This window comes from Bacillus sp. FJAT-53060 (assembly GCF_037104745.1).
GTDB classification, from domain to species: Bacteria; Bacillota; Bacilli; order Bacillales; family Bacillaceae; genus Bacillus; species Bacillus stratosphericus_B.
This window is the reverse complement of record NZ_JBAWSW010000001.1, coordinates 59,313-84,023: the sequence shown is the minus strand read 5'-3', so window position 1 is coordinate 84,023 and position 24,711 is coordinate 59,313. Positions and strand designations below refer to the sequence as shown.

Annotated in this window: 18 protein-coding genes and 2 pseudogenes; 17 read left to right on the top strand and 3 right to left on the bottom strand. The window is 40.0% G+C overall.

What is annotated here, in order from left to right; all coding sequences use genetic code 11:
* Window positions 1-115 precede the first annotated feature (115 nt).
* From recA to mutL, 14 genes and pseudogenes are all read left to right on the top strand, one after another.
* The gene (gene recA / locus WAX46_RS00500) at window positions 116-1,159 is read left to right on the top strand and encodes a recombinase RecA (protein WP_226566346.1); all 1,044 of its coding nucleotides are present in this window, start codon (window positions 116-118) and stop codon (window positions 1,157-1,159) included.
* 300 nt (window positions 1,160-1,459) lie between these two features.
* A complete protein-coding gene (rny, locus tag WAX46_RS00495) occupies window positions 1,460-3,022 on the top strand; it encodes a ribonuclease Y (protein ID WP_226566345.1) in 1,563 nt (520 codons plus the stop codon).
* A gap of 89 nt (window positions 3,023-3,111) precedes the next feature.
* Window positions 3,112-3,906: a TIGR00282 family metallophosphoesterase gene (locus WAX46_RS00490; protein ID WP_336493184.1), complete on the top strand. Its 795-nt coding sequence runs from the start codon at window positions 3,112-3,114 to the stop codon at window positions 3,904-3,906.
* A gap of 202 nt (window positions 3,907-4,108) precedes the next feature.
* On the top strand, window positions 4,109-4,369 hold the full coding sequence (spoVS, locus tag WAX46_RS00485; RefSeq protein ID WP_003211281.1) for a stage V sporulation protein SpoVS: 261 nt from the start codon (window positions 4,109-4,111) through the stop codon (window positions 4,367-4,369).
* 203 nt (window positions 4,370-4,572) lie between these two features.
* Entirely contained in the window at window positions 4,573-7,617 is a 3,045-nt protein-coding gene (locus WAX46_RS00480) for an efflux RND transporter permease subunit (RefSeq protein WP_336493183.1), read from the top strand.
* Between the two features lie 174 nt (window positions 7,618-7,791).
* Window positions 7,792-8,856 carry an L-threonine 3-dehydrogenase gene (gene tdh, locus WAX46_RS00475; RefSeq protein WP_336493182.1) on the top strand — a complete coding sequence of 355 codons (1,065 nt, stop codon included), beginning with the start codon at window positions 7,792-7,794 and terminating at the stop codon, window positions 8,854-8,856.
* Window positions 8,856-10,034, top strand: a complete 1,179-nt coding sequence (locus WAX46_RS00470) for a glycine C-acetyltransferase (RefSeq protein WP_336493181.1) — start codon at window positions 8,856-8,858, stop codon at window positions 10,032-10,034. Before tdh ends, WAX46_RS00470 begins: the two co-directional genes overlap by 1 nt.
* 105 nt (window positions 10,035-10,139) lie before the next feature.
* On the top strand, window positions 10,140-10,964 hold the full coding sequence (locus tag WAX46_RS00465) for an MrcB family domain-containing protein (protein WP_336493180.1): 825 nt from the start codon (window positions 10,140-10,142) through the stop codon (window positions 10,962-10,964).
* A 15-nt stretch (window positions 10,965-10,979) separates the two neighbouring features.
* A pseudogene (locus tag WAX46_RS00460) lies at window positions 10,980-11,249 on the top strand (DUF3883 domain-containing protein); the annotation flags it as partial.
* Between the two features lie 90 nt (window positions 11,250-11,339).
* Window positions 11,340-12,866, top strand: coding sequence for a tRNA (N6-isopentenyl adenosine(37)-C2)-methylthiotransferase MiaB (miaB, locus tag WAX46_RS00455; protein WP_226566340.1), 1,527 nt, complete (start codon window positions 11,340-11,342; stop codon window positions 12,864-12,866).
* Window position 12,867: 1 nt separating this feature from the next.
* Complete coding sequence (locus tag WAX46_RS00450; RefSeq protein ID WP_226566339.1) at window positions 12,868-13,302, top strand: RicAFT regulatory complex protein RicA family protein; 435 nt, start codon at window positions 12,868-12,870, stop codon at window positions 13,300-13,302.
* 262 nt (window positions 13,303-13,564) lie between these two features.
* Entirely contained in the window at window positions 13,565-14,110 is a 546-nt protein-coding gene (gene cotE / locus WAX46_RS00445; protein WP_226566338.1) for an outer spore coat protein CotE, read from the top strand.
* A gap of 125 nt (window positions 14,111-14,235) precedes the next feature.
* Complete coding sequence (gene mutS / locus WAX46_RS00440) at window positions 14,236-16,812, top strand: DNA mismatch repair protein MutS (RefSeq protein WP_226566337.1); 2,577 nt, start codon at window positions 14,236-14,238, stop codon at window positions 16,810-16,812.
* 21 nt (window positions 16,813-16,833) lie between these two features.
* Window positions 16,834-18,735 carry a DNA mismatch repair endonuclease MutL gene (gene mutL / locus WAX46_RS00435; RefSeq protein WP_226566336.1) on the top strand — a complete coding sequence of 634 codons (1,902 nt, stop codon included), beginning with the start codon at window positions 16,834-16,836 and terminating at the stop codon, window positions 18,733-18,735.
* Window positions 18,736-18,772: 37 nt separating this feature from the next.
* On the opposite strand, the pseudogene bslA reads toward mutL, so the two are convergent.
* A pseudogene (gene bslA / locus WAX46_RS00430) lies at window positions 18,773-19,287 on the bottom strand (biofilm surface layer hydrophobin BslA).
* Between the two features lie 149 nt (window positions 19,288-19,436).
* Window positions 19,437-19,838, bottom strand: coding sequence for a hypothetical protein (locus tag WAX46_RS00425; RefSeq protein WP_336493179.1), 402 nt, complete (start codon window positions 19,836-19,838; stop codon window positions 19,437-19,439).
* Between the two features lie 594 nt (window positions 19,839-20,432).
* Here WAX46_RS00425 and WAX46_RS00420 point away from each other — a divergent pair.
* The 3 genes from WAX46_RS00420 to WAX46_RS00415 all read left to right on the top strand — a co-directional run bounded on the left by WAX46_RS00420 (window position 20,433) and on the right by WAX46_RS00415 (window position 22,848).
* On the top strand, window positions 20,433-20,906 hold the full coding sequence (locus WAX46_RS00420; RefSeq protein ID WP_226566334.1) for a CarD family transcriptional regulator: 474 nt from the start codon (window positions 20,433-20,435) through the stop codon (window positions 20,904-20,906).
* Between the two features lie 365 nt (window positions 20,907-21,271).
* The gene (locus tag WAX46_RS15695) at window positions 21,272-21,457 is read left to right on the top strand and encodes a poly-gamma-glutamate hydrolase family protein (RefSeq protein ID WP_226566438.1); all 186 of its coding nucleotides are present in this window, start codon (window positions 21,272-21,274) and stop codon (window positions 21,455-21,457) included.
* A gap of 242 nt (window positions 21,458-21,699) precedes the next feature.
* On the top strand, window positions 21,700-22,848 hold the full coding sequence (locus WAX46_RS00415; RefSeq protein ID WP_226566333.1) for a Rap family tetratricopeptide repeat protein: 1,149 nt from the start codon (window positions 21,700-21,702) through the stop codon (window positions 22,846-22,848).
* A gap of 88 nt (window positions 22,849-22,936) precedes the next feature.
* On the opposite strand, the gene WAX46_RS00410 is transcribed toward WAX46_RS00415, so the two are convergent.
* Window positions 22,937-24,262: a S8 family peptidase gene (locus WAX46_RS00410; protein ID WP_226566332.1), complete on the bottom strand. Its 1,326-nt coding sequence runs from the start codon at window positions 24,260-24,262 to the stop codon at window positions 22,937-22,939.
* Window positions 24,263-24,711: the final 449 nt, after the last annotated feature.

The window sequence follows — 24,711 nt, the reverse complement described above, 5'->3', positions numbered from 1 at the left end:
TTTTTTAAAATGATTTGCCAAGAAAAATCGAATATGTGTTCGTTTTTTTCTTGGCAAATGACGTGAAACAAGGTATAGTATAGATAGTGGAATTGATAAAGGAGGAAACAATAGAATGAGTGATCGTCAAGCAGCCTTAGATATGGCTCTTAAACAAATAGAAAAACAGTTTGGTAAAGGCTCTATTATGAAACTAGGAGAGCAAACAGATACACATATTTCAACAGTACCTAGTGGTTCGTTAGCACTTGATACTGCGCTTGGAATAGGTGGATATCCTCGCGGTCGTATTATTGAAGTGTATGGTCCAGAGAGTTCTGGTAAAACGACAGTGGCACTTCATGCAATTGCTGAGGTTCAGCAGCAGGGAGGACAAGCTGCATTTATCGATGCAGAGCATGCGCTAGATCCAGTTTACGCTCAAAAGCTAGGTGTTAACATTGATGAGTTGTTACTTTCTCAACCAGATACAGGAGAACAAGCACTTGAAATTGCAGAAGCTCTTGTCCGCAGTGGTGCAGTTGATATTGTTGTCATTGACTCAGTTGCTGCGCTTGTACCAAAAGCAGAGATTGAAGGAGACATGGGGGATTCACACGTTGGTCTTCAAGCACGTTTGATGTCTCAAGCACTACGTAAACTATCAGGTGCTATCAACAAATCGAAAACAATTGCCATCTTTATTAATCAAATTCGTGAAAAAGTAGGGGTCATGTTCGGTAACCCTGAAACAACGCCTGGTGGACGTGCACTGAAGTTCTATTCGTCTGTTCGCTTAGAAGTTCGCCGTGCTGAACAGCTGAAACAAGGCAATGACATTATGGGAAATAAAACGAGAATTAAAGTCGTGAAAAACAAAGTCGCACCGCCATTCCGTATTGCGGAAGTAGACATCATGTACGGTGAAGGGATCTCGAAAGAGGGAGAAATCATCGACCTTGGAAGCGAACTAGACATCGTGCAAAAAAGTGGTGCTTGGTATTCTTACCAGGAGGAACGTCTTGGACAAGGTCGCGAAAACGCGAAACAGTTCTTAAAGGAAAACAAGGATATCCTTCTCATGATTCAAGAACAAATCAGGGAGTACTATGGTTTGAATACAAACGGAGTGAAACAGACCGAAGAAGAAGGACAAGAAGAATTGGAGTTTAATGACTAAAAAGACGCTTAAAAGCGTCTTTTTTTTACAATTACATGACAGCTAGTGGGTCAAAAGTTCTGTCTTTGCTTGAAATAACAACTTACGCCTCAGTCTGACTAGCTTGACAAGTATTTCCGACACAATTACAATGGGAATGTATCACTTGTTTTTCTTAACATGATTGATAACTAATTTAAACTTGACAAGGGCAGTGAGGATCTCATTCCCTGTGAAGGCCCTGTATGTTGAGACACAAAACAATGTACATGCCGACACTTTATTTGTAAAACCAAGTTCATAGCAAGAGGAGGTGAAAATATGTCGCCTACGATGTTTACGATCATCTCCATTTTGCTGAGCCTAATCTGTTTAGTTGTTGGCTACTTTGTTCGAAAAACCATTGCAGAAGCAAAAATATCCGGTGCAAGAAACATGGCCGAACAAATTGTTGAGGATGCAAAGCGTGATGCGGAAGCATTGAAGAAAGAAGCGCTCTTGGAAGCGAAAGATGAAATTCATTCGTTTCGGTTAGAGGCGGAGCAAGAAGTTCGTGAAAGACGTAATGAGCTTCAAAGACAAGAAAACCGTTTACTTCAAAAAGAGGAAAATCTTGATCGAAAGGACGAATCTTTAGATAAACGGGAGTCCGTGTTGGAGAAGAGAGATCATTCTCTGAATGAACGACAACAACATATTGAAGAGATGGAAAGCAAAGTGGATGATATGATTCGTTTGCAGAAAGCCGAGTTGGAACGCATTTCTAGCCTAACTCGAGATGAAGCGAAACAAATCATTCTGGATCAAGTTGAAAATGAGCTTTCCCACGACATTGCAGTCATGACGAAAGAATCTGAAAACCGAGCGAAAGAAGAGGCTGATAAAAAGGCGAAAAACATTCTTTCACTTGCGTTACAGCGTTGCGCAGCTGATCATGTCGCTGAAACAACGGTATCTGTAGTCAATCTTCCAAATGATGAGATGAAAGGTCGTATTATCGGACGTGAAGGACGAAATATCCGTACGTTAGAAACGTTAACAGGTATTGACCTGATCATTGATGATACACCTGAAGCTGTAATTTTATCGGGCTTCGATCCGATTAGACGTGAAACAGCGAGGATAGCTCTCGATAAGCTAGTCCAGGATGGGCGCATTCATCCTGCACGAATTGAAGAAATGGTGGAAAAATCACGCCGTGAAGTCGATGACTACATCCGAGAGATGGGTGAACAAACGACATTTGAAGTCGGGGTTCATGGTCTGCATCCGGATCTCATCAAAATTCTCGGTCGCTTAAAATTCCGTACAAGTTATGGACAAAATGTCCTGAAGCATTCAATTGAGGTTGCGCATCTTGCAGGTCTCATGGCTTCAGAGCTTGGAGAAGATGCAAAGCTTGCAAAACGAGCTGGTCTTCTGCATGACATTGGAAAAGCCATTGATCACGAAGTAGAAGGAAGCCACGTAGAAATTGGCGTTGAGCTTGCGACGAAATATAAAGAGCATCCTGTTGTCATCAACAGTATTGCATCTCACCACGGTGACCAAGAACCGACATCTATTATTGCTGTTCTTGTTGCGGCAGCTGATGCATTATCTGCAGCACGCCCTGGTGCAAGAAGTGAGACGCTTGAAAATTACATTCGGAGACTTGAGAAATTAGAAGATATCTCTGAATCTTATGAAGGTGTTGAAAAATCGTTTGCGATACAGGCTGGACGTGAAGTACGTATTATGGTGAAGCCAGATTCAATTAATGATCTTGAAGCTCACCGTCTAGCAAGGGATATTCGTAAGCGAATTGAGGACGAGCTCGATTACCCTGGCCATATTAAGGTGACGGTCATTCGAGAAACTCGCGCAGTAGAGTATGCAAAATAGAGCGGTGCGCTTAGCGCCGCTTTATTTTTTTATGTAAATATGCAACACTGATAGGAAGATCAATTTATAAGAGAAAGGGTTCAAAACGAATGAAAATATTATTTGTTGGAGATATTGTCGGTTCACCTGGCAGAGATACGCTAAAAGAATATTTGCCAAAGCTTAAGAAAAAATATCAGCCACACTTTACAATTGTAAACGGAGAAAATGCTGCTCACGGGAAAGGGCTCAATCAGAAAATCTATCACGAGCTTTTGCAAGCAGGAGCTGACGTACTCACGATGGGGAACCATACATGGGATAAAAGAGATATTTTCGATTTCATTGATGACGCAGCCAATATTGTTCGTCCAGCCAACTTCCCGCAAGGTACTCCAGGAAAAGGACTCACCTTTATCAAAAAACAAGGAAAAGAATTGGCTGTCATCAACTTACAAGGACGCACATTTTTACCGCCAATTGACTGCCCATTTCAAAAAGTCGATGAACTAATCGCAGAATCATCAAAACATACACCTTTTATTTTTATTGATTTTCATGGTGAAGCCACAAGTGAAAAGCAAGCAATGGGCTGGTATACGGATGGTCGTGCATCATGTGTCGTTGGAACGCATACACATGTTCAAACAGCAGATAACCGCGTGCTGCCAAAAGGAACTGCGTATATTTCAGATGTTGGGATGACCGGCCCTTATGATGGCATTTTAGGTGTTGACCGAGAAACCATCATTAAACGATTCAAAACGAGCCTTCCAGTACGGTTTGAAATTGCGGAAGGACGCACGACATTAAGTGCAGTAATCGTAGAAATTGACGAACAGTCGAAAAAAGCTGTCAAAATTGATCGAATTTTGATAAATGATGACCATATTTTCTTTGAATAAATGTTTACATATTTATTTCAGAAAAATATTAATCAGAAAGAAGGAATATGCACCCTCTATAGTGAATATAGTAAAAATGGTAGGTAGCCTGCTATTTTTGAAAAACATTTCGGGGATGGATTTTCAAAAAAATAGCAACATCTAACAAAGATTGTTCTAATGAACACTCACTTATCCATTGTAAATTTAAGGGGGAGCAAAAATGGAAATATTAAAAGTTTCAGCAAAGTCAAATCCGAATTCAGTAGCAGGAGCATTAGCCGGCGTATTACGTGAACGCGGTGCAGCGGAAATACAGGCGATAGGTGCTGGAGCGCTGAATCAGGCGGTCAAGGCTGTCGCTATTGCTAGAGGGTTTGTTGCACCAAGCGGAGTGGATTTGATATGCATTCCAGCCTTTACTGACATTCTTATCGATGGAGAAGAAAGAACGGCAATCAAACTGATTGTTGAGCCACGATAATTCTAATTTTATTATTTTCAACCTGTTTACATCATGTAAGCAGGTTGTTTTTGTTTACCGATATACATTTCTTATATAACATATTTCCTTCGCACATTAGATAAAAAACCACATATTAGAGCTTGCATTCTTTCACCATGATGATAAATTAAGATTAAGTTGAAAATAATTCATCTATAATGAATAATTAAGTAGGTGAAACAATGTTCGAATTTTTTTTAAAAAGAGGAAAGCTTGTTTTTATTTTATTTTTTATCGTTCTCATTGCCGGAAGCTATATATTTACACAGCTTCCTAAACGAGAACTGCCAGAATTCCAAGCGAATATCGTCACCATTTCCACCGTTTTTCCTGGTGCTGATGCAAAACAGGTGGAAAGTGATGTCACCAATAAGCTCGAATCGGCCATTTCTGACATCAATGGTGTAGAGAAAATGAGCTCTGTTTCTGCCATTGGTTTTTCAAATATTGTGATTGAAATTGATGATCAAGCAGATTTTCAAAAGGTTGCAAGTCAAATTAAGAATGAAACCACAAACGCCGCATCTTCCTTTCCTGACAGTGTGATGGAGCCAGATGTAAAGGATGAGTTTGGTAACGTGCCGGTTGGTTCCTACATGATTGTGTCGAGTAAGTCATCTGATTTAGCAAAAAGTCAGGAATCGCTGCGTGCATTAAAAGAAATAGTAGAGGACATCAAAGGTGTTGATGGTGTCGTCATCAAAGGATTCAATGACAAACAAGCGATATTGAACTTAGATTCAAGTAAGCTGGAGGAAGAAGGGTTAAATGTGACCGATGTCACGAACGCCATCACTCAGGAATTTGACACATCTCCACTAGGAGACATACAGGCAGATGGAGAGAAGGTCAAACTGTCCATCGATGCCTATGACCGCTTAGATCAAGTGAAAAAGATTGAGCTTTTCTCAAAAACGAATCGAGAGCCTGTGGCAATTAGTCAACTGGGAAGCTTAAAAGAAATAGAAAAAGAGAAAAGTGATATTGTTTCATATAACGGTAAACCAGCCTATTCGTTTACTGTCAATATTAAACCAGGTCTTGATATTCCTAAAATGTATGACAAAGTAAGTGATGTCATTGAAAAAGAGAAGCTGCTGCCAAATGGTGTGGATTGGGTAGACTACTATTCACAAAAAAGCGATGTTGATGCTATTTTTAACGATTTAATCAAAGAAGCCATCGTTGCAGTCATTGCTGTGATCATCGTCACCACACTTGGTCTAACCATTGGCGGCGCGTTTATCGTTTCACTAGCGATCCCATTATCGATCACCATTGGGACCATCCCGCTGCCCTTTTTACAAGTGGACCTTAATCAAATTTCGATCATTGGCTTTATTATTGCATTAGGAATACTTGTGGATGATGCCATTGTGGTCAACGATAATATTTTAAGGCAACTGAAAAAATACGAAAGTCCGCTTAAAGGAACGATGGCAGGGGTAAAAGAGGTCGCTGGGTCCATTTTAACATCAACACTTGCAGTTGTATTTGCCTTCTTACCACTTGTTTTCCTATCTGGAGCGAACGGTTCATTTATTCGAGCATTACCGTCAGTACTTGTGACGACTGTGCTTGCGTCTATGGTCATTTCATTGACACTTGTCCCAGTCTATCAATATACAGCGAACCGAAAAAGAAAGAACAAGACGATACAAAAGGAGCCAGGGTTTTTAGGTAAACCATTAAAAAGATTAGCAAATTTTTATGCAGATCGTGTGTTGACAAAAATCGTGAGGCGTCCGCTTCTGATTGGACTAACCGGTTTACTCGTTGCAACACTTGCCTTTTTACTCATCTTCGTCACACCATTTGAATTTTTCCCTGCGGCGAATAAGAAAGAGGTTGTCGTCACTGTCACATTTCCAAGTGAAACGACATTAGACAAAACAAATGAAACACTAGAAAAAATAGAACAAGAGATTAAACAGCAAAAAGGAATTGAAGAGACGGCTATTTTTGCAGGGGGTGGTGTGCCGAACTTGTTTAATGATAGCATCTCAAACGCAAGTGACCATACGGGGCAGGTTGTGGTCAGAGTGGACAATGATCAGATGACAAGTAAAGGACTGATCGATCGTATGACAGAGCCTTTACGAGAGAAATTCAAAGATGCTGATATCTTTATGAAAACCATTGTTCAAGGGCCGCCAACTGGAGCCCCTGTGACCGTTACCGTTGCGGGAGAACCATTTTCAAAGCTAGTTGATGTCAAAGAAAAGCTGACAAAAGAAATGAAAGAAAACGGAGCAAGTCTGATCACCGAAGATGTCAACCAGCCAGTCAAAACCATCTCATACGAATTAAACCGTGATCGGATGGCAGAGGATGGACTCAGTACTCAGTTTGTAAGCAGACAGCTTGGTCTTGTAAGAGAAGGAATTCCATTAGGTACCTTTAAACAAGGAACAGGTGACATCGACCTAGTGGTCAAGCAGGATATGAGCAAACATCAAAATGGATTGAAGTTAAAAGAAATCAAAGTGCCTGTGAATACAAATGATGGCGGTATGCCATCACTAGAGCCACTTAGCCGATATGTGAAAGAAAAAGAAACAGAGCAGTACGAGAGTATTCCACATGAAAACGGTATTCCGACCATCACGTTAAAGGCGTATCCTGGTTCGTCAGATACGTTTAAGGGCGATATGAAAGAGGTCGTAAGTCAAGTCATAAAAAGTGATGATGCAAAGGATCTGACCATTTCTCAAGGTGGAGAAAATGAAGACCAGACACAATTCTTCATTGAAATTAGTCTCTTATTTGGATTTGTATTGCTTCTTATATATGTGACCATCGCTTTCCAATTTAATTCACTGATGTTGCCGCTTTTAGTACTAGGAACCGTTTACTTGGCGATTTCTGGTGCCGTTATTGGACTGTTTGTCACACAAACACCGTTCAGCTTCATGGCAACCATGGGAATTGTCTCATTAGCTGGTATCGTGGTCCGTAATGCGGTTGTCTTGTTCGAATTTATTGAGCAGCGGCGCAAGCTAGGACTCGATCAACGTACAGCCGTGATTGAAGCGGGAAGAGCAAGAATTAGACCGATCTTGTTAACGGCATTTACGGCCATGGTTGCCCTTATGCCTGTTGCATTAAGTAATGATCCACTTTTTAAACCGCTGGCGATCTGTATTGTATCGGGTGTCTTTTTCTCAACAATTCTGACACTTCTTATTGTGCCGGCTCTATATGTGGTCGTTTCAAAAAAATGCTGAGACCCAAAGCAAATCTCCTTCTATTCGGAGATTTGCTTTTTTTTAGAAAAATATTCAAAAAAATTATCTGGAGTGTTCATTTGTCTTTTTCAAGTGGACATAGGTATTTACGGTTAAAATGACACGTGGTAAAATCTGATTGGGAGAAGTTTTTTTACAAAGGGGTTGTACGTCATGTGTGGAACGATGAAAGCAATTGTAAAAAAAGAAAGCGCTTACGGAGCGCTACTGATGGAAATGCCGATTCCAGAAATCGATGATCATGAAGTGCTCATTCAGGTGAAAGCCACATCGATATGTGGAACAGATGTGCATATTTATAATTGGGATGATTGGGCAAAGGGAAGAGTCAAAGCACCGTACATTTTTGGACATGAATTTACAGGGGAAGTTGTCAAAGTTGGTAAACAAGTTTCACGTGCAAAAATAGGGGATTTTGTATCGGCTGAGACGCATATTGTATGTAATCAGTGCTATATGTGTTTAACAGGGCAGCAGCATTTGTGCAGTGAAACGAAAATTTTAGGGGTAGACATTGATGGATGCTTTGCTGAATATGTCAAAGTACCTGAACAAAATGTGTGGCATAACCCAGCTCAAATGCCAGTAGAGCTTGCATCCATTCAAGAGCCGCTTGGAAATGCTGTTCATACAGTTCTGCACACACCTGTTTCAGGAAAGTCAGTGGCGATTTTTGGCTGCGGGCCAATCGGTTTAATGGCGATCGCAGTCGCGAAAGCCTCCGGGGCTGTTCAAGTATTTGCTGTTGATAAAAACGAATACAGGCTTGAGCTTGCCCGGAAAATGGGTGCAGACCATATCGTGGATATCGGAAAAGATGATCCTGTCGCGATGATTAAACAGCTCACGAGAATGGAAGGGGCAGACGTCATGTGTGAGATGTCAGGACACCCTGCCGCCATTAATCAATCACTCGAAGCTTGTGCAAATGGAGGGAAAGTCAATATACTAAGTTTGCCAGAGCGACCAGTGACCATTGACATTACGAATCAAATTGTTTTTAGGGGATTAACCGTTCAAGGGATAACGGGGAGAAAAATGTTTGAAACGTGGCGTCAAGTATCTGAGCTTTTAAGAACGAATACAATTGATGTACAGCCGGTTGTTACCCATACGCTGCCATTTGCAGATTTCACAAAGGGATTTGAACTCATGAGAAATGGTACATGTGGAAAGGTCGTACTTATGATGCCAACATATCAAAGGGGGAAGAAATGATGAAAGAATTTACGTATTTACAAGATGAATTAGAATCAATGAAGCAGCAAGGTATCCACCAAACGTTAAAAGAGATCGACTCAAAACAATCATCCACCGTCACGTTAAATGAACAATTCGTGATACAACTCTCCTCAAATAACTATTTAGGCCTAACCTCACATCCAAGGCTGATGAAAGCGGCAAAAGAGGCGATTGATGAATTCGGGGCTGGGACGGGATCCGTACGAACCATCGCTGGAACCATGACGATGCATGAACGGCTTGAAAAAAAGCTCGCTGCATTTAAAAAAACAGAGGCAGCCCTTGTGTTCCAATCAGGCTTTACGACCAACCAAGGGGTCTTATCAAGTATCCTCACAAAAGATGATATTGTCATTTCAGATGAGCTCAATCATGCCTCGATCATCGATGGCATTCGATTAACAAAGGCAGATAAAAAAGTATATGCCCATTCTAATATGGAAGAGCTTGAGAGAATTCTAAAAAAATCCATGAATTACCGCGTGCGTCTTATCGTGACAGATGGCGTGTTCTCGATGGATGGAGATATTGCGCCCCTTCCTGAAATTGTAAGGCTAGCAGAAGCATATGATGCATTTGTGATGGTTGACGATGCACATGCGTCAGGTGTACTTGGCGAAAATGGGCGCGGGACGGTCAACCATTTTAAACTTGACGGTAGAGTGCACATTCAGGTTGGGACACTTAGCAAGGCTGTCGGTGTGTTTGGCGGATACGTGGCTGGTTCTGCGGTTTTAATCGACTACTTAAAGCATAAAGCAAGACCGTTTTTATTCAGTACCTCACATCCACCGGCTGTGACAAGAGCGTGTGAAGAAGCCATTGAAGTGTTGTTAGACGAGCCAGAGCGAATTGATACACTTTGGGAAAACGCTGCCTATTTTAAAGAAAAGGTCACAGGTCTTGGATTTCAGGTTGCGCCAACAGAAACACCTATTATTCCAATGATGATTGGGGACGAGGCACTGACTTTCCGTTTTTCAAAGGCATTAATAGAGCGAGGTGTCTTTGCTCAGGGCATTGCCTTCCCAACTGTGGCGAAAGGAAAAGCGAGAATAAGAGCCATCATCACAGCAGAGCATACAAAAGAAGAACTAGACCGTGCACTGACGATCATCGAAGAAGAAGCGAAAAACCTGAACATACTTGATTGAGAGAGCGAGGGCTCTCTTTTTTTTTTGTACTATTCTTTCCATAATTCATCAAATCTACTGTTTTTTATGTATAATATATTTAAAAAAGATATGTTGAGGTAAGTGATGAAACAAATGTTATTCAATACCGATAATTTTTATGAGCAATTTCTAGATTATAAGAACAACACAAGAACAGATAAAAGTCACCCTTTTCACAACTTATTTAACAAAGAATTACCAAATAAAATTCGGCTAGAGTTGGAAAAACTTCATATGAGAAATATAAATAAAATAGATATTAAAGCATCTACAGGAAATGGACGGGTTGCAGAATGCTTTTGGATTGCATTTTTAGACAACCGATTGACGACGAATTCTACTTCCAAAAAAACATCTACACAAAAAGGAATCTATCTTGTTATTTTATTTGCTGAGAACGGCGAAGATTTTTATTTAACAATTGAAACTGGAACTGAAAATTTATCTTTATCTGAAATTAAGGAAGAGGCAGACATTTGGAGAACACGATTGAAGCCAGAATTGAAAGGTAATAAAAGATTAAAGGACTTTCAAATAGGTGATTTTTATTTGGGCAAATCAGTAAGACCTAGAAAATATGTAGCAAGTTCATTAGTCTATAAAAAGTATAATATTTTTAAATTTGACCATCATCGTTTCATACAGGATATCATTTCTTTAAACGATTTTTTTTATGATTTTATTTATGAAGTATATTTGGAGCAGGATTTTACACCAAAAGAGGAACATCGGAAAAAATTTAAAAGAATTATTCATAGAGACATTTATAAACAATTAAGAGAAGAAAGAGCAAAGCAAAATGAGGAGACAGGCAGGATAGCAGAGAAATTTGTTTATGACATGGAAGTAGAGCGATTATTAGCAGCTGGTCAGGAACAATTGGCGCAAGATGTCAATTGGGTGGCTTAAACAGAAGATGGCCACGGATTTGATATCAAATCTTATTATCCTGATGGAAAAGAAAAGCTAATAGAAGTAAAAGGGTCTAAACTCACTCGTCAAGACTTTCAATTTTTCTTGTCCGATCAAGAAAGAATGGTAGCAGAAGAGGAAAAAGAAGCGTATGTGATTTCTTTAGTTGAAAGTGTCGGTACACAAAATATGAAGATTGTTAAAGAAATACAAAACCCTTTTGGAAAAGACAACCTACTTCTAAAACCTACTCAATATTCATGTAGAATTCGGGTGGATTGAAAAGTGATATCACATATGAATTTATTTTCAATTTATAACAAAATAGTCTATACTGTAGGGTGGAGCTTGGTTTGAAAGGAGTACAAATTCATGAATGAAAAGAAGAGAAAAGTGAGCGGACAAGTAAGTTCATCGGACAAAAAATCCGAGAAGGACTACAGTCAATATTTTGAGGCTGTTTACATTCCGCCATCATTAAAAGATGCAAAAAAAAGGGGTAAAGAAGAAGTAGAATACAATCAATTTCAAATTGACGAGCGGTTTAAAGGGTTAGGGAACGGCCGCAAGTTTTATATCCGCACATATGGCTGCCAAATGAATGAGCATGATACAGAAGTGATGGCAGGTATTTTTATGGCGCTTGGTTATGAACCGACAAACTCGACCGAAGATGCGAATGTCATCCTATTAAACACTTGTGCCATTCGTGAGAATGCTGAAAATAAAGTGTTTGGAGAGCTTGGACATTTAAAAGCATTAAAGCGCGAAAAGCCAGATTTGATCTTAGGTGTCTGCGGATGTATGTCACAAGAAGAATCCGTCGTCAACCGTATTTTAAAAAAACATCCATTTGTTGACCTGATTTTTGGTACGCACAATATTCATCGTCTACCAGAGCTTTTATCTGAATGTTACCTTTCAAAAGAAATGGTCATCGAGGTTTGGTCGAAGGAAGGGGATGTCATTGAAAACCTTCCAAGAGCCCGTCAAGGCAAAATCAAAGGCTGGGTGAACATTATGTACGGCTGTGATAAGTTCTGTACATATTGTATCGTTCCTTACACGCGTGGTAAGGAAAGAAGCCGCCGACCAGACGAAATTATTCAAGAGGTAAGACGTTTAGCGGCAGAGGGATATAAGGAAATTACGCTTCTTGGTCAAAACGTGAATGCGTATGGTAAAGATTTTGAGGACATGGAATATGGTCTTGGCCATCTTATGGATGAGCTGCGTAAAATTGATATTCCGCGTATCCGCTTTACAACAAGTCATCCACGTGACTTTGATGACCACTTAATTGATGTCCTTGCCAAGGGCGGCAACCTGCTCGATCATATTCACTTGCCAGTTCAATCAGGGAGTTCTTCTGTGCTGAAACTGATGGCGAGAAAATATGACCGTGAGCGTTATCTTAATCTTGTGCGCAAAATCAAAAAAGCAATGCCAAATGCTTCCTTGACAACGGACATTATTGTTGGGTTCCCAAATGAAACAGATGAGCAGTTTGAAGAAACACTTTCCCTTTATCGTGAGGTTGAGTTTGATGCGGCTTATACGTTCATTTATTCTCCAAGGGAAGGAACACCAGCAGCAAAAATGAAAGATAATGTGCCGATGCATGTGAAAAAAGAACGATTGCAGCGCCTCAACGCACTCGTGAATGAAATTTCTGCGAAGAAAATGAAGGAATATGAAGGGCAGGCTGTCGAAGTATTAGTAGAGGGTGAGAGTAAAAACAACCCTGAGATCCTAGCCGGATATACAAGTAAAAGCAAGCTTGTGAATTTTAAAGCACCAAAAGAAGCGATTGGCAACATCGTCAAAGTGAAAATCACACAAGCGAAAACTTGGTCTCTTGACGGAGAAATGGTTGGAGAAGCTATCGAGGTGAATTAAAATGACGCTTTATTCAAAAAAAGAGATTGTCGAGCGTGCAAGAGAGCTCGCTAAAATGATTTCTGAAACAGAAGAAGTTGATTTCTTCAAGAAAGCAGAAGCGCAAATCAATGAAAATACAAAAATTTCGACGATCATTAATCAAATTAAGGCACTTCAAAAGCAAGCTGTAAATTTAAAGCATTACGGCAAACATGAAGCCTTGAAGCAAGTCGAAGAAAAAATCGATGCACTGCAAGAAGAACTGGATGACATCCCGGTGATTCAAGAATTCAAAGAATCACAAATGGAAGTTAACTCATTACTCCAACTCGTAGCGCACACGATTTCTAATCAAGTAACGGATGAAATCATTCTTTCAACCGGCGGTGACCTCTTATTAGGAGAAACAGGTTCAAAAGTGGAAAACTCATCACCAAGTTGCTCCATTAAATGAGAAAACCCCAAAACCCCGCAGATGCGGGGTTTTTTGTTACCTATGATATATATTTTTGAAAATCGAATTACCATATCTTCAACTCAATCACCCCTCATTCTACCACTCTCCAACTTTTCCAATTTTCAAGGCAAGTTTATGGGCGATCATGCATACACTGAAACAGAAATGAATTTAATTGAACATGAAGCTTAAAATCGTGACACACTAGACGAATGCCCAGCATAAGATAAAACGATCAAGAACAAGGAGGCATGCCGGAATGTCTGAATACAGAGAGATTATTACAAAAGCGGTGGTTGCAAAAGGGAGGAAATTCACCCAAAGCACACACACCATTTCTCCATCGCAAAAACCAACCAGTATCTTAGGTGGTTGGATCATTAATCATAAGTATGATGCTGAAAAGGTCGGAAAAACTGTTGAGATTGAAGGAACGTTTGATATTAACGTGTGGTACTCTTACGCTGACAACACGAAAACAGAAGTGGTCACAGAACGTGTAAAATATGTAGACATCATCAAACTGAGATATAAAGATAAAAATTTCCTAGATGATGAACATGAAGTGATTGCGAAAGTATTGCAGCAGCCCAATTGCTTAGAAGTGACAATTTCTCCAAATGGCAATAAAATTGTCGTTCAGGCAGAGCGGGAATTTATTGCTGAAGTGGTAGGAGAAACAAAAGTTGTCGTAGAGGTCAATTCAAGCTGGAAAGAAAAAGATGATCATGAATGGGAAGAGGAAGTGGATGAAGAACTAGAGGATATTCATCCAGAATTCCTAGCAGGTGATCCAGAAGAGTAATTGATGACTAGGGCGCATATTCCCCTAGTTTTTTTGTGTCTTGATCTAGGCGAAAACAGGCTGTTTTTTATGCTATAATATAAGTTGGTATGAATTCAAAAGTAATATAGTGAGGGATTAGAAATATGGCAAGTTATACGCCCATGATACAGCAATATTTAAAGATCAAGGCAGATTATCAAGATGCCTTTTTATTTTTTCGATTAGGCGATTTTTATGAGATGTTTTTTGATGATGCAAAAAAAGCGGCACAAGAACTAGAAATTACTTTAACAAGCAGAGATGGCGGGACGATCCCAATGTGCGGCGTTCCTTATCATTCTGCTTCTGCATACATAGAACAGTTGATTTCAAAGGGCTACAAAGTCGCCATTTGTGAGCAGGTGGAAGACCCTAAAACCGCAAAAGGTGTGGTCAAAAGAGAGGTCGTTCAACTGATTACACCAGGTACGGTGATGGACGTCAAAGGGCTTAGTGAAAACGAGAACAACTTCATTGCATCTGTTTCCAGTTTTCACAATGGGTATGGCCTTGTGCTGTCCGATTTATCAACAGGGGAAAACATGGCTGCTTTCATCGAACGATTAGATGAGGTCGTGTCTGAAATTTACTCTGTCGGTGCAAAAGAAATTGTGGTTTCAAAAGAGTTGAATGGAGAAACAGTGAAGATCCTTAAAGAGCGCTGTCATGCTACAATTTCTTACGAAGATAGCGAAGAATTAATAGATGAACCAAAGTCGCTTGTTTCCCACCTTGATCATAATTTACGGTCAGCATTTTTAACACTATATGCTTACATAAGAAGAACGCAAAAAAGAAGTCTTGATCATCTTCAGCAAGTACAAGTGTTTGAGCTTGAACAAACCATGAAAATTGATCTGTACTCAAAGCGAAATCTTGAATTAACAGAAACCATCCGTTCAAAAAGCAAGAAGGGTTCTTTATTATGGCTGCTAGATGAAACAAAAACAGCGATGGGCGGAAGACTGCTCAAGCAATGGATTGATCGACCGCTCATTCGCCTTCCGCAAATTAAGGAACGTCAGGAAATGGTCCAAATCCTCATGGATCATTTCTTTGATCGAGAGGATCTGCGTGAACGACTAAAGCAAGTATATGATCTTGAGCGTCTAGCGGGCCGTGTGGCATTTGGAAATGTGAATGCCCGCGATCTCATTCAACTGAAGGAATCCCTAAAGCAAGTACCGGCTATTAAAGAGCTCGTTCATTCCTTGCCAGAGGAAATGGCGAAGTCTAGAGCAAATGATATGGATCCTTGCGGCGACTTGCTTGATTTATTAGAAGATGCGCTTTATGAGAATCCGCCGATGACGTTAAAAGAAGGCAATTTGATTAAAGATGGCTACAATGCAAAATTAGATGAATATCGTGATGCCAGTCGAAACGGCAAGGACTGGATTGTGCGGCTTGAACAGCAAGAAAGAGAATATACAGGCATTCGTTCTCTAAAGGTCGGGTTTAACAAAGTATTTGGTTATTATATCGAAGTGACACGGGCGAATACGCATCTATTGGAAGAAGGCCGTTATGAAAGAAAACAAACCCTTGCCAATGCAGAGCGGTATATTACACCTGAATTGAAAGAAAAAGAAGCCCTTATTCTTGAGGCAGAATCAAATATTAGCGAATTGGAATATGAACTATTTACCGCACTCAGGGAACAAGTGAAAGCATACATTCCTAGATTACAAATGCTTGCAAAGCAAATGAGTGAGCTAGATGCGATGCAATGCTTTGCCACTGTCAGTGAAAAGCGCCGGTATGTCCGTCCAGGATTTTCAGAGGATGCGGTAGATGTCATTGATGGCCGTCACCCTGTCGTTGAAAAAGTGATGGATCATCAGGAGTATGTGCCGAATGACTGCCATATGGGAAAAGGGAGACAAACCTTACTAATTACTGGACCGAATATGTCAGGGAAAAGCACTTATATGAGACAAATGGCACTTATCTCGATTCTTGCGCAAATTGGCTGTTTTGTGCCGGCATCAAAGGCGACCCTTCCGATATTTGATCAAATCTTTACACGTATTGGTGCGGCAGATGATTTGATTTCTGGTCAAAGTACTTTTATGGTAGAGATGCTCGAAGCAAAAAATGCAATGGTGCATGCAACGAAAAACAGCTTGATTTTATTTGATGAAATTGGGCGCGGGACAAGCACCTATGATGGGATGGCTCTTGCACAGGCGATCATTGAGTTTGTTCACAATCATATTGGTGCCAAAACCCTTTTCTCCACACATTACCATGAGCTCACTGTACTCGAATCCCAATTAAGCGAGCTGAGGAATGTCCATGTACGAGCTGAAGAGCATGAGGGGACGGTCGTTTTCTTACATCAAATCAAAGAAGGTGCAGCTGACAAAAGCTATGGCATTCATGTAGCGCAGCTTGCTGATTTGCCTCATGCGATCATCGATAGAGCCCAGACCATATTAACGGAACTTGAGAGTGGATCACATGAAGTTATTTCGCAGGTATCGGCATCTCCAAAAGCAGAAAAGACCGAGGAGAAACAGCAACTTTCTTTCTTTGAAGTGGAAGAAAAACCGCAAACCAATGCTGTTCTCAAAAATAAAGATCAAGCGGTGATTGAAGAATTGAAGTCATTCAACTTAATGGATATGACACCGCTTGAAGCCATGACAAAGCTATATGAATTGCAGAAGAAATTATAATGTACGGTGAGGTGAGCATAAATGGCCAAGATCATTCAGTTATCTGATGACCTATCAAACAAAATTGCAGCTGGTGAAGTAGTCGAACGTCCGGCCTCTGTTGTAAAGGAGCTTGTTGAAAATGCGATCGATGCAACCAGTACAGTCATTGAAATTGATGTAGAAGAAGCGGGTCTTTCTTCTATTAGAATGATTGATAATGGCGTTGGGATCGATGCTGAAGATTGTAAGCTCGCCTTTCAACGACATGCGACGAGCAAAATAAAAGATGAAAATGATCTGTTTCGTGTTAGAACGCTCGGTTTTAGGGGAGAGGCGCTGCCAAGTATTGCCTCTGTTTCTCACCTAGAAATGAAGACAAGTACCGGTGAAGGAGCTGGAACACACCTTGCCCTGCAAGGCGGAAAGATCATTTCAGAGAAAAAAACCTCTGGCCGGCGCGGCACAGAAATTGTGGTCACCAACTTATTTTATAATACGCCAGCCCGTTTAAAATACATGAAAACCGTTCATACGGAGCTTGGCAATATATCGGATGTCGTCAACCGAATTGCGCTTGCTCATCCAGAAGTATCGATTCGCTTGCGTCATCAAGGGAAAGTCTTACTTCAGACAAATGGAAACGGGGATGTGCGACATGTGCTTGCGGCCATCTATGGAACGGCCGTGGCGAAAAAAATGCTGCCATTGCACATAGAGTCACTTGATTTTGAAGTGAAAGGGTATATTTCCTTACCAGAAGTGACAAGAGCATCGCGGAATTATATGTCTTCTGTTGTAAACGGCAGATATGTGAAGCATTTCCCACTCGTGAAAGCCATCCATGAAGGGTATCACACGTTGCTTCCGATCGGCCGCCATCCGATTACATTTATCGAAATGAACATGGACCCTATCCTAGTAGATGTAAACGTACATCCATCAAAACTTGAAGTGAGACTTAGTAAAGAACAAGAACTTCATGAGCTGATCAAACAAGGTATTAAGGAATTATTTCAAAAGCAGCAGCTCATTCCAAATGCTCAGGTGTCAAAAAAAGCACTAATACCAGTTGTGAAAAATGAGCAGCAATCCTTAACCTTCGATTCAAAACAAGCAAATACAGGCGTAAGGGAAACACCTCTATCCTATCAGCATGTCTCGCTCGAATCGGTTGTAGAGGAGACGAGTCAGAACGAAGCATACGGGAACCCTGAACCGGAAAGTAAGGGAGCATTTTTACCAGTATCGAATGAAGAAAAGCAGTCCGCTAGTGTTCAAATAGAGGAAGCCGCAGCTTCTCTTGAATATGAGGAGACTGTGCTCAAAGAAGATGAAACTGAAAACACTTCTGAAAGCGAACGTGTTCCTGTGATGTATCCGATTGGCCAAATGCATGGCACGTATATTTTGGCCCAAAATGAACGAGGGCTTTATATTGTCGATCAGCATGCGGCTCAAGAGCGAATCAAATATGAGTATTATCGTGAGAAGGTAGGAGAAATCGAACAGGAAGTGCAAGAAATGCTCGTCCCATTAACTTTTCACTACTCTAAAGACGACATGCTGATAATTGAAGAGCATAAAGATATTTTAGCAAAAGTGGGTGTCTTCTTAGAGCCCTTCGGATCAGGAAGCTATATCATTCGGTCTCACCCGCAGTGGTTTCCAAAAGGGGAAGAGGCCGAACTCATCGAAGAGATCATTCAGCAAGTGCTTGATGAGAAGCGTGTTGATATCAAAAAGCTGAGAGAAGAAGCGGCGATCATGATGAGCTGTAAAGGCTCTATTAAAGCAAATCGTCATTTGCGTCATGATGAAATCAAAGCCTTATTAGATGAACTCCGGCAAACAAAAGACCCATTTACATGTCCTCACGGCCGGCCGATCATCATTCATCATTCGACATATGAAATGGAGAAGATGTTTAAGCGGGTGATGTGACCAATTAGAAAAAGCGATATTAGAGCGCTTTTGTTAATTAGCATCCGAAAGTATTTGGCGGTGTGACGACAACTGGTCGTTTATTAATATCAATCGTATCTTCTGCATAAAATGTGGAACCAAATGCTGATCGCACGATTTTCTGCGTGGAACGTATATGTACCTGTAGCAGGTAGTACTTTATGTGAAAGCTGTAATGTATTTTGTGAACTTCCAAATAAATCGATTCTAGCCGGAATGCGGACGGTTTTTCCGCTGTTCAAAATGTGGCTGTTTTTTAACGCTTTTCCGTTGATGATATCTTTTGTTGTGGCTTGAAAGCCCGCAGGTAACGTGAACTCAACTGCACCGATACTTAGGATATAATTTGGACGATATGTCAGCTCAATGTCAGAAAAAGACCATTCCTGCTTACTTGCTCCTGTAATTTTTGCATAAAGTGCAGCTGGTCTTGCATTGGTCGAAGCTTTGCAATCCTCCGTTTTGGTTCCTTCGGCAGATGTGGCAAGGTGGTACCGATAATGCCATGACTAGTGTAAGCATTCCCATCATTAAAATTGTCATGTTTTTCCATTTCTTGATTCCCCCCACAGTTGATTATAGGTAAATAATAGATGATTTCATCCATTATTTACCTATAAATTTGCCATATTCCTATATGGGGTTGAATGGTATATTATACCCTTCTTCTTCCTTTTTGTTTAGTAATAGCGATGGTGAAACGAATTTGGTTGATTCATTCCGTAAGTGTGACCAGTCATTTGATGGTTTGGCGGCATCATCATATGCATATCTTGATACCCATATGGATGATAAGGAGTAACCCCATATCCCCCATAGTGGCCTAGATGTTGGTGATCGTTCATTGGAACATTTGAAAATGAATCATACTGTTTCGTAAATGGGGAATATCCTGAATGGTGGTGCGGATAGTGTCCGCTATAAGCATCTTTTTTACCGGTATGATAATGATTTGGCATATTCATAGGGTCATGCATATTTGGTGCAATCACATGCTCATGATTGGCTGTATACACATTTTCAAACGTGTGATAGGGATTTACTTGATGCTCATGATTGGTCTGATTATTCATATTGTTCATTTGTATCTCATCCTTTTTGTCAGGTTACCATATCCTATGAAGATCACCAGGTTCATGAGCTTTTCCATATGAAAGAAAAGAGATTACACATGAAAAAAACCGGCTTTTCAGCCGGGAAAAGAAAAAGCAGGTAAAGCGTCAAACACTAAAATGAGTTGCGATGTCTTTTTTTGCGACGCTTCTTACATCTTATGCAGACACTTTTAGGATAATAATAGGGATCGTAGCTTCTAGAAGTATCCCAAAAATCGTTCTCAAACCAATCATCTTTTTTATGATAAGACTTTTTTTCTTTACATGGATCAACATGGTGATGATCGTCATGCTTTTTATAGCAGTTTGAGTGGGAATGTTTGCACTTGCATTTGCACCTGCGCATTGTTATCCCTCCTAAATGTGACTCAATGCTAGTATATGCAAGGAAGATGCATGAGGACTGGATAAAGGCGCTTCTTTTGTAAAAAAAGGCTGATTCTCTAAAAACTTAAATAAAAAGAATTGACTAGTGCTAAATTAACATGATAAAATATAAATTTTTATCCTCTGATGAAATGTGTTATAATCATAATGTGAATACTTTCGGAGGTGGCGGATTTGTTTCAAATAGGTGATAAAATTGTTTATCCTATGCATGGAGCCGGTGTGATTGAAGGAATGGAAGAAAAAGAGATTTTAGGTAAGACGCAGGAATATTTTCTGATTCAAATGCCCAATATGCAGATGATGATCCCAAAAGGCAGAATCAATCAACTAGGTATACGTCCGGTAGCTGATCAAGCAACGTTGAAAGTTGTGATGAACAATTTTGCAGAAGAAACAAACGACGACACGCTTACTTGGAAGCAAAGATATGATGAAAATCTAAAAAAGCTAAAAACAGGTACAATTGAAGATGGTGCAGCCGTTGTCAAAGACCTGATGAGACGAAATCAGAAGAAAGCATTAAATTCTAGCGAAAAGAAGATGCTTGAAGATGCACGGGGCATGTTAGTGAGTGAAATTTCACTTGCGCAAGGACTGTCGCAAGATGAAGTGCTGTCAGCTTTAGAAAATGAATTAAGAATTTAATGATGGATATACAGAGACTTGCTGTAAACAGATGGGCATATACCTTTTGTTTGCAGCTTTTTTTGTCTAAAGAAGAGTAATATTTCCATTTTTGTGGGTTTTTTGGACTAAAACTGAAATAAGGTCATAGGATTTAGTTCTCCTGATTCATTCAATTGGGCCGGACATTCTTTGGAATCTCTTAGCCACTGATAGTAAAATAATGCGGTGAGATGAAAAGGCTACTTATATGTGAGTTCATATTTCTGATCCTGTGTGCTCTTTTAATGGTGAAATGCAGTCATTCCAAAACAACAATCGAGCTTGCATATCACGAGTACAAAGTTTGATGAACCCATTTTGGTTCAAAAACATATCCCTTTTCTATTTCCATCCATGGTTATAAAAGTGATAAAAGGCATACGCTTGTTGGTGGAACAAACGAGAAAATGGCAAGAGCTGTCGTAAGGATCGAGCCTTTTCTGCAGAAATGGTTCAAGAAGTGCGCGGCTTTTTGGAACAGATTCAAAAAACATTATTATCAAAATTCGATGGTGAAAGTGTTCAGCTAGAAATTAGTAAAAAAAGCATTTAGACGCTATATTAGTGCTATAAAAGAAGTGCTCAGAAAATTCGATCCATCTTCTTAGAAAAAGGTTTTCATGGGTAAAAACACTCTATTTAAACTTGGTAAAAAAGATAGAAATCTGCAAATTTGTCATAAAATATGAAATAAATAACAATTTGCCTTAAAATCATAAATTATGTAAAATAATAGTTATCAGTTTGATATGATAGAATGGGGCTGAAGTAGATGGCACACAAAATACCATCTTCCGAAGTAGGTGTAAAAATCAATCAATGGTACACACATATTTGCAAATTTGAAGTCGAACAGGCAAACGACATGAAGCGTCTTGTTGAAGAAGAGATTCATGATATGGAGGAGGATCAAGATTTATTACTTTATTATTCTCTAATGGATTTTCGCCATCAAATGATGCTTCAGTACTTATCGTCAGTCGATACAGGGAGTGAAATGCTTCAAGCGGTGTCCTTTCCTAAAGAAATTGAAGATGCAGAAGATGAGATGACGGGCTTACTGGGCTATTACTTCCATTTTTTTCATGGAATGTATGCATTTATCCAGCGCCGGTATATCGAGGCCATTTCATATTACAAGCATGCTGAACATCAACTGATCTTGGTGACCGATGAGATCGAAAAAGCGGAATTTTACTATAAAATTGCTGAAGTATACTATCATATGAAACAAACCTATTTCTCTATGCATTATGCCAAAAAAGCGAGAGACATCTATAAGAAACATCAGCTTTATGGAAAAAGAAGCATTCAATGTGATTTTGTCATGGCAGGTAACTGGATTGATGTGAGTCAGCACCAAAAAGCGCTTCCTTATTTAGAAAAAGCGTTAAAAGTCTGTGACGCGATGGAAAGACAAGAGTGTTCGTCTTATTTTAAAGCGATGGCCCTCAATAACTTAGGTACTTGTCATTATAGTATGGGAACGTACCATACCGCGACCGTCTTTTTTGAAAAGGCCATTTCACTTTATCAAAAAGATCAAGCGTCAACGATGATCAAGTCATTGTTTTCACTTGCCCTTACTTGTTTTAAACTCGGATATATAGAGAGAGCGAGTGAGGCATTAACCGAAGGAATGAACCAGGCTTGTTTATTGGAAGATGAGATTTATCAGTTGAAATTCCAATTTTTGCAGGCGCTTTATATAGAGAAAGACAGCTGTGATCAATTGAGATCAGTACTTTTTGGTTTAAGAAGCAAAAAGATGTTTGCTGATTTAGAGGAATTAGCACTTGATGCGGCTAATTATTATAAGGAACGCGACATGTACAAGGAATCTTCCACTTTTTTTGAGATTGTGATCGAAGCGCGTACGTACATACAAAAAGGAGATGAGATGTATGAGAACGAAGCATAACATGTCAGCTGCTCAAGTAGAAGAAAGACTGCACACTTAAAAACGTAACACAACACCCTTTACGAAAAAACGTAAAGGGTTTTTTTATTTATTCTTTGATCGCTTTTTCTGCGTCAATCGCACCTGCTCCGTAAATCATCGGATCATCTCCAGACAACTTTCTTGTATTTTCTGTTAATAGGGTTTTGACATCATCAGGCGTTAAATCTGGTGAATGCTCTAATAAGAGAGCGCAAATACCAGCGCAAATCGGTGTTGCCATAGATGTGCCAGATAACGTTGTATAATCATCATCGACTCTGCTTGACTTATCTAGTTTATCCAGAAATGATCTTGGTGATCTGAGGGAGACGATATTCACTCCTGGTGCGAGAATATCAGGCTTTGCTTCTCCATAGACAGTCGGCCCCCTGCCCGAAAATGGTGCCACGACATCATCACTTGATTCTGGTGTGTTTCGATCATCATAGGCTCCGACCGTAATGACTTTTTGACTGACGGCAGGGCTTGAAATCGTTTGACTGTTAGGACCAGAGTTACCGGCAGCAACGCAGACAACAATGCCTTGATCCCAAGCCGCATTGACAGCTCTCACCATTGGATCATCTTGCTCGTCATCATAACGCTGGGCATCTCCGCCTAGTGACATACTCATTATGTGAATTGGATCATCAGGGTGGTCCTCGTTGAACTGTATGCACCACTCAACACCTTCTATAATAGTAGAAAGTGATCCAGCTCCTTGTTTATTTAGCACTTTCACGCCAATAACATTTGCTTTTGGAGCAGATCCTTTGTATAAGCCGTCTGAGGCTGCTCCGTCTCCAGCCACATCTCCAGCACAGTGAGTACCGTGCCCATTATCGTCATAAGGTTTCTTTCTTTGTTTCACTAAATCCACAAAATCGCGAATTCTCCCATCTATATCTTCATGTGGATAAATTCCCGTGTCAATGACAGCTACCGTAATGCCTTTACCGGTTAATGTCGTGCCATTTCGGATGACTTGATCAGTATGACTTGCTTGTGATGCCACATCAAGTAGTGCATGAACTTGTCGGTCTAAATAAATTTTGCGAATATGTTCACCGTTCGCTAACAGTTCCTCTAAAGCAGCAGGCGTAAGATCAGCTGCACAGCAGTCAATGCGTGAGAAATGCTGTTTAATGTTTGTTTTTCGGATTTTTTTTATGAGTTGTTTTGTGCTTTGAATTCCCGCTTCGACGGCATCTTCCTTAAATTCGATGATTACGCGAAGCTTCTTTCTCTTCTTTAATTTTCCTTCAAAAAAACGATGAAGAAAACAAGGCGTCCATTTAAAAGGTTTATATAGGTGAAGAACGGTCTCTCTTAAAGGTTGATCTAGTTTACTAGCATGCGTTCTAACCATTTGCACCATGGAAAATCCAAACATGTGTTGTCCTCCATTCTAGCTATCCATTCTCGTTCACTCTTACGTTATGAGAATGACAGCTGCTTTGTTCGGATTCTTGTCCCTCCTTTTCTTTATATTGGCGGCTTGCTTATTTTTTGAAAAGAGAAGGTTTACATTTTATAGAAAAAGGTGGAAGTTATGTAGAATCTGCCGATGATAGGTGGGAGAGTTCTTCTTATAGAACCAGTGAAACAATGGATTTGCAGAAAAAAAGGGGGTTATGGACAGGGTCATTGCTCATACAAATCTGATTCGTCACAGACGGAAAAAATCAAATCCACATATATAAAAGCTGAATTAAAGAAAAAGACTTTGATAGGAATAGGGCATTTTCAACATAATTTCATTTGGTTGTCATACTATTCTAACTCTGTTTTCAAATAGCAGTGGAGTTTCTGTGTATATAAATGCAATTATCTTATTTTTGA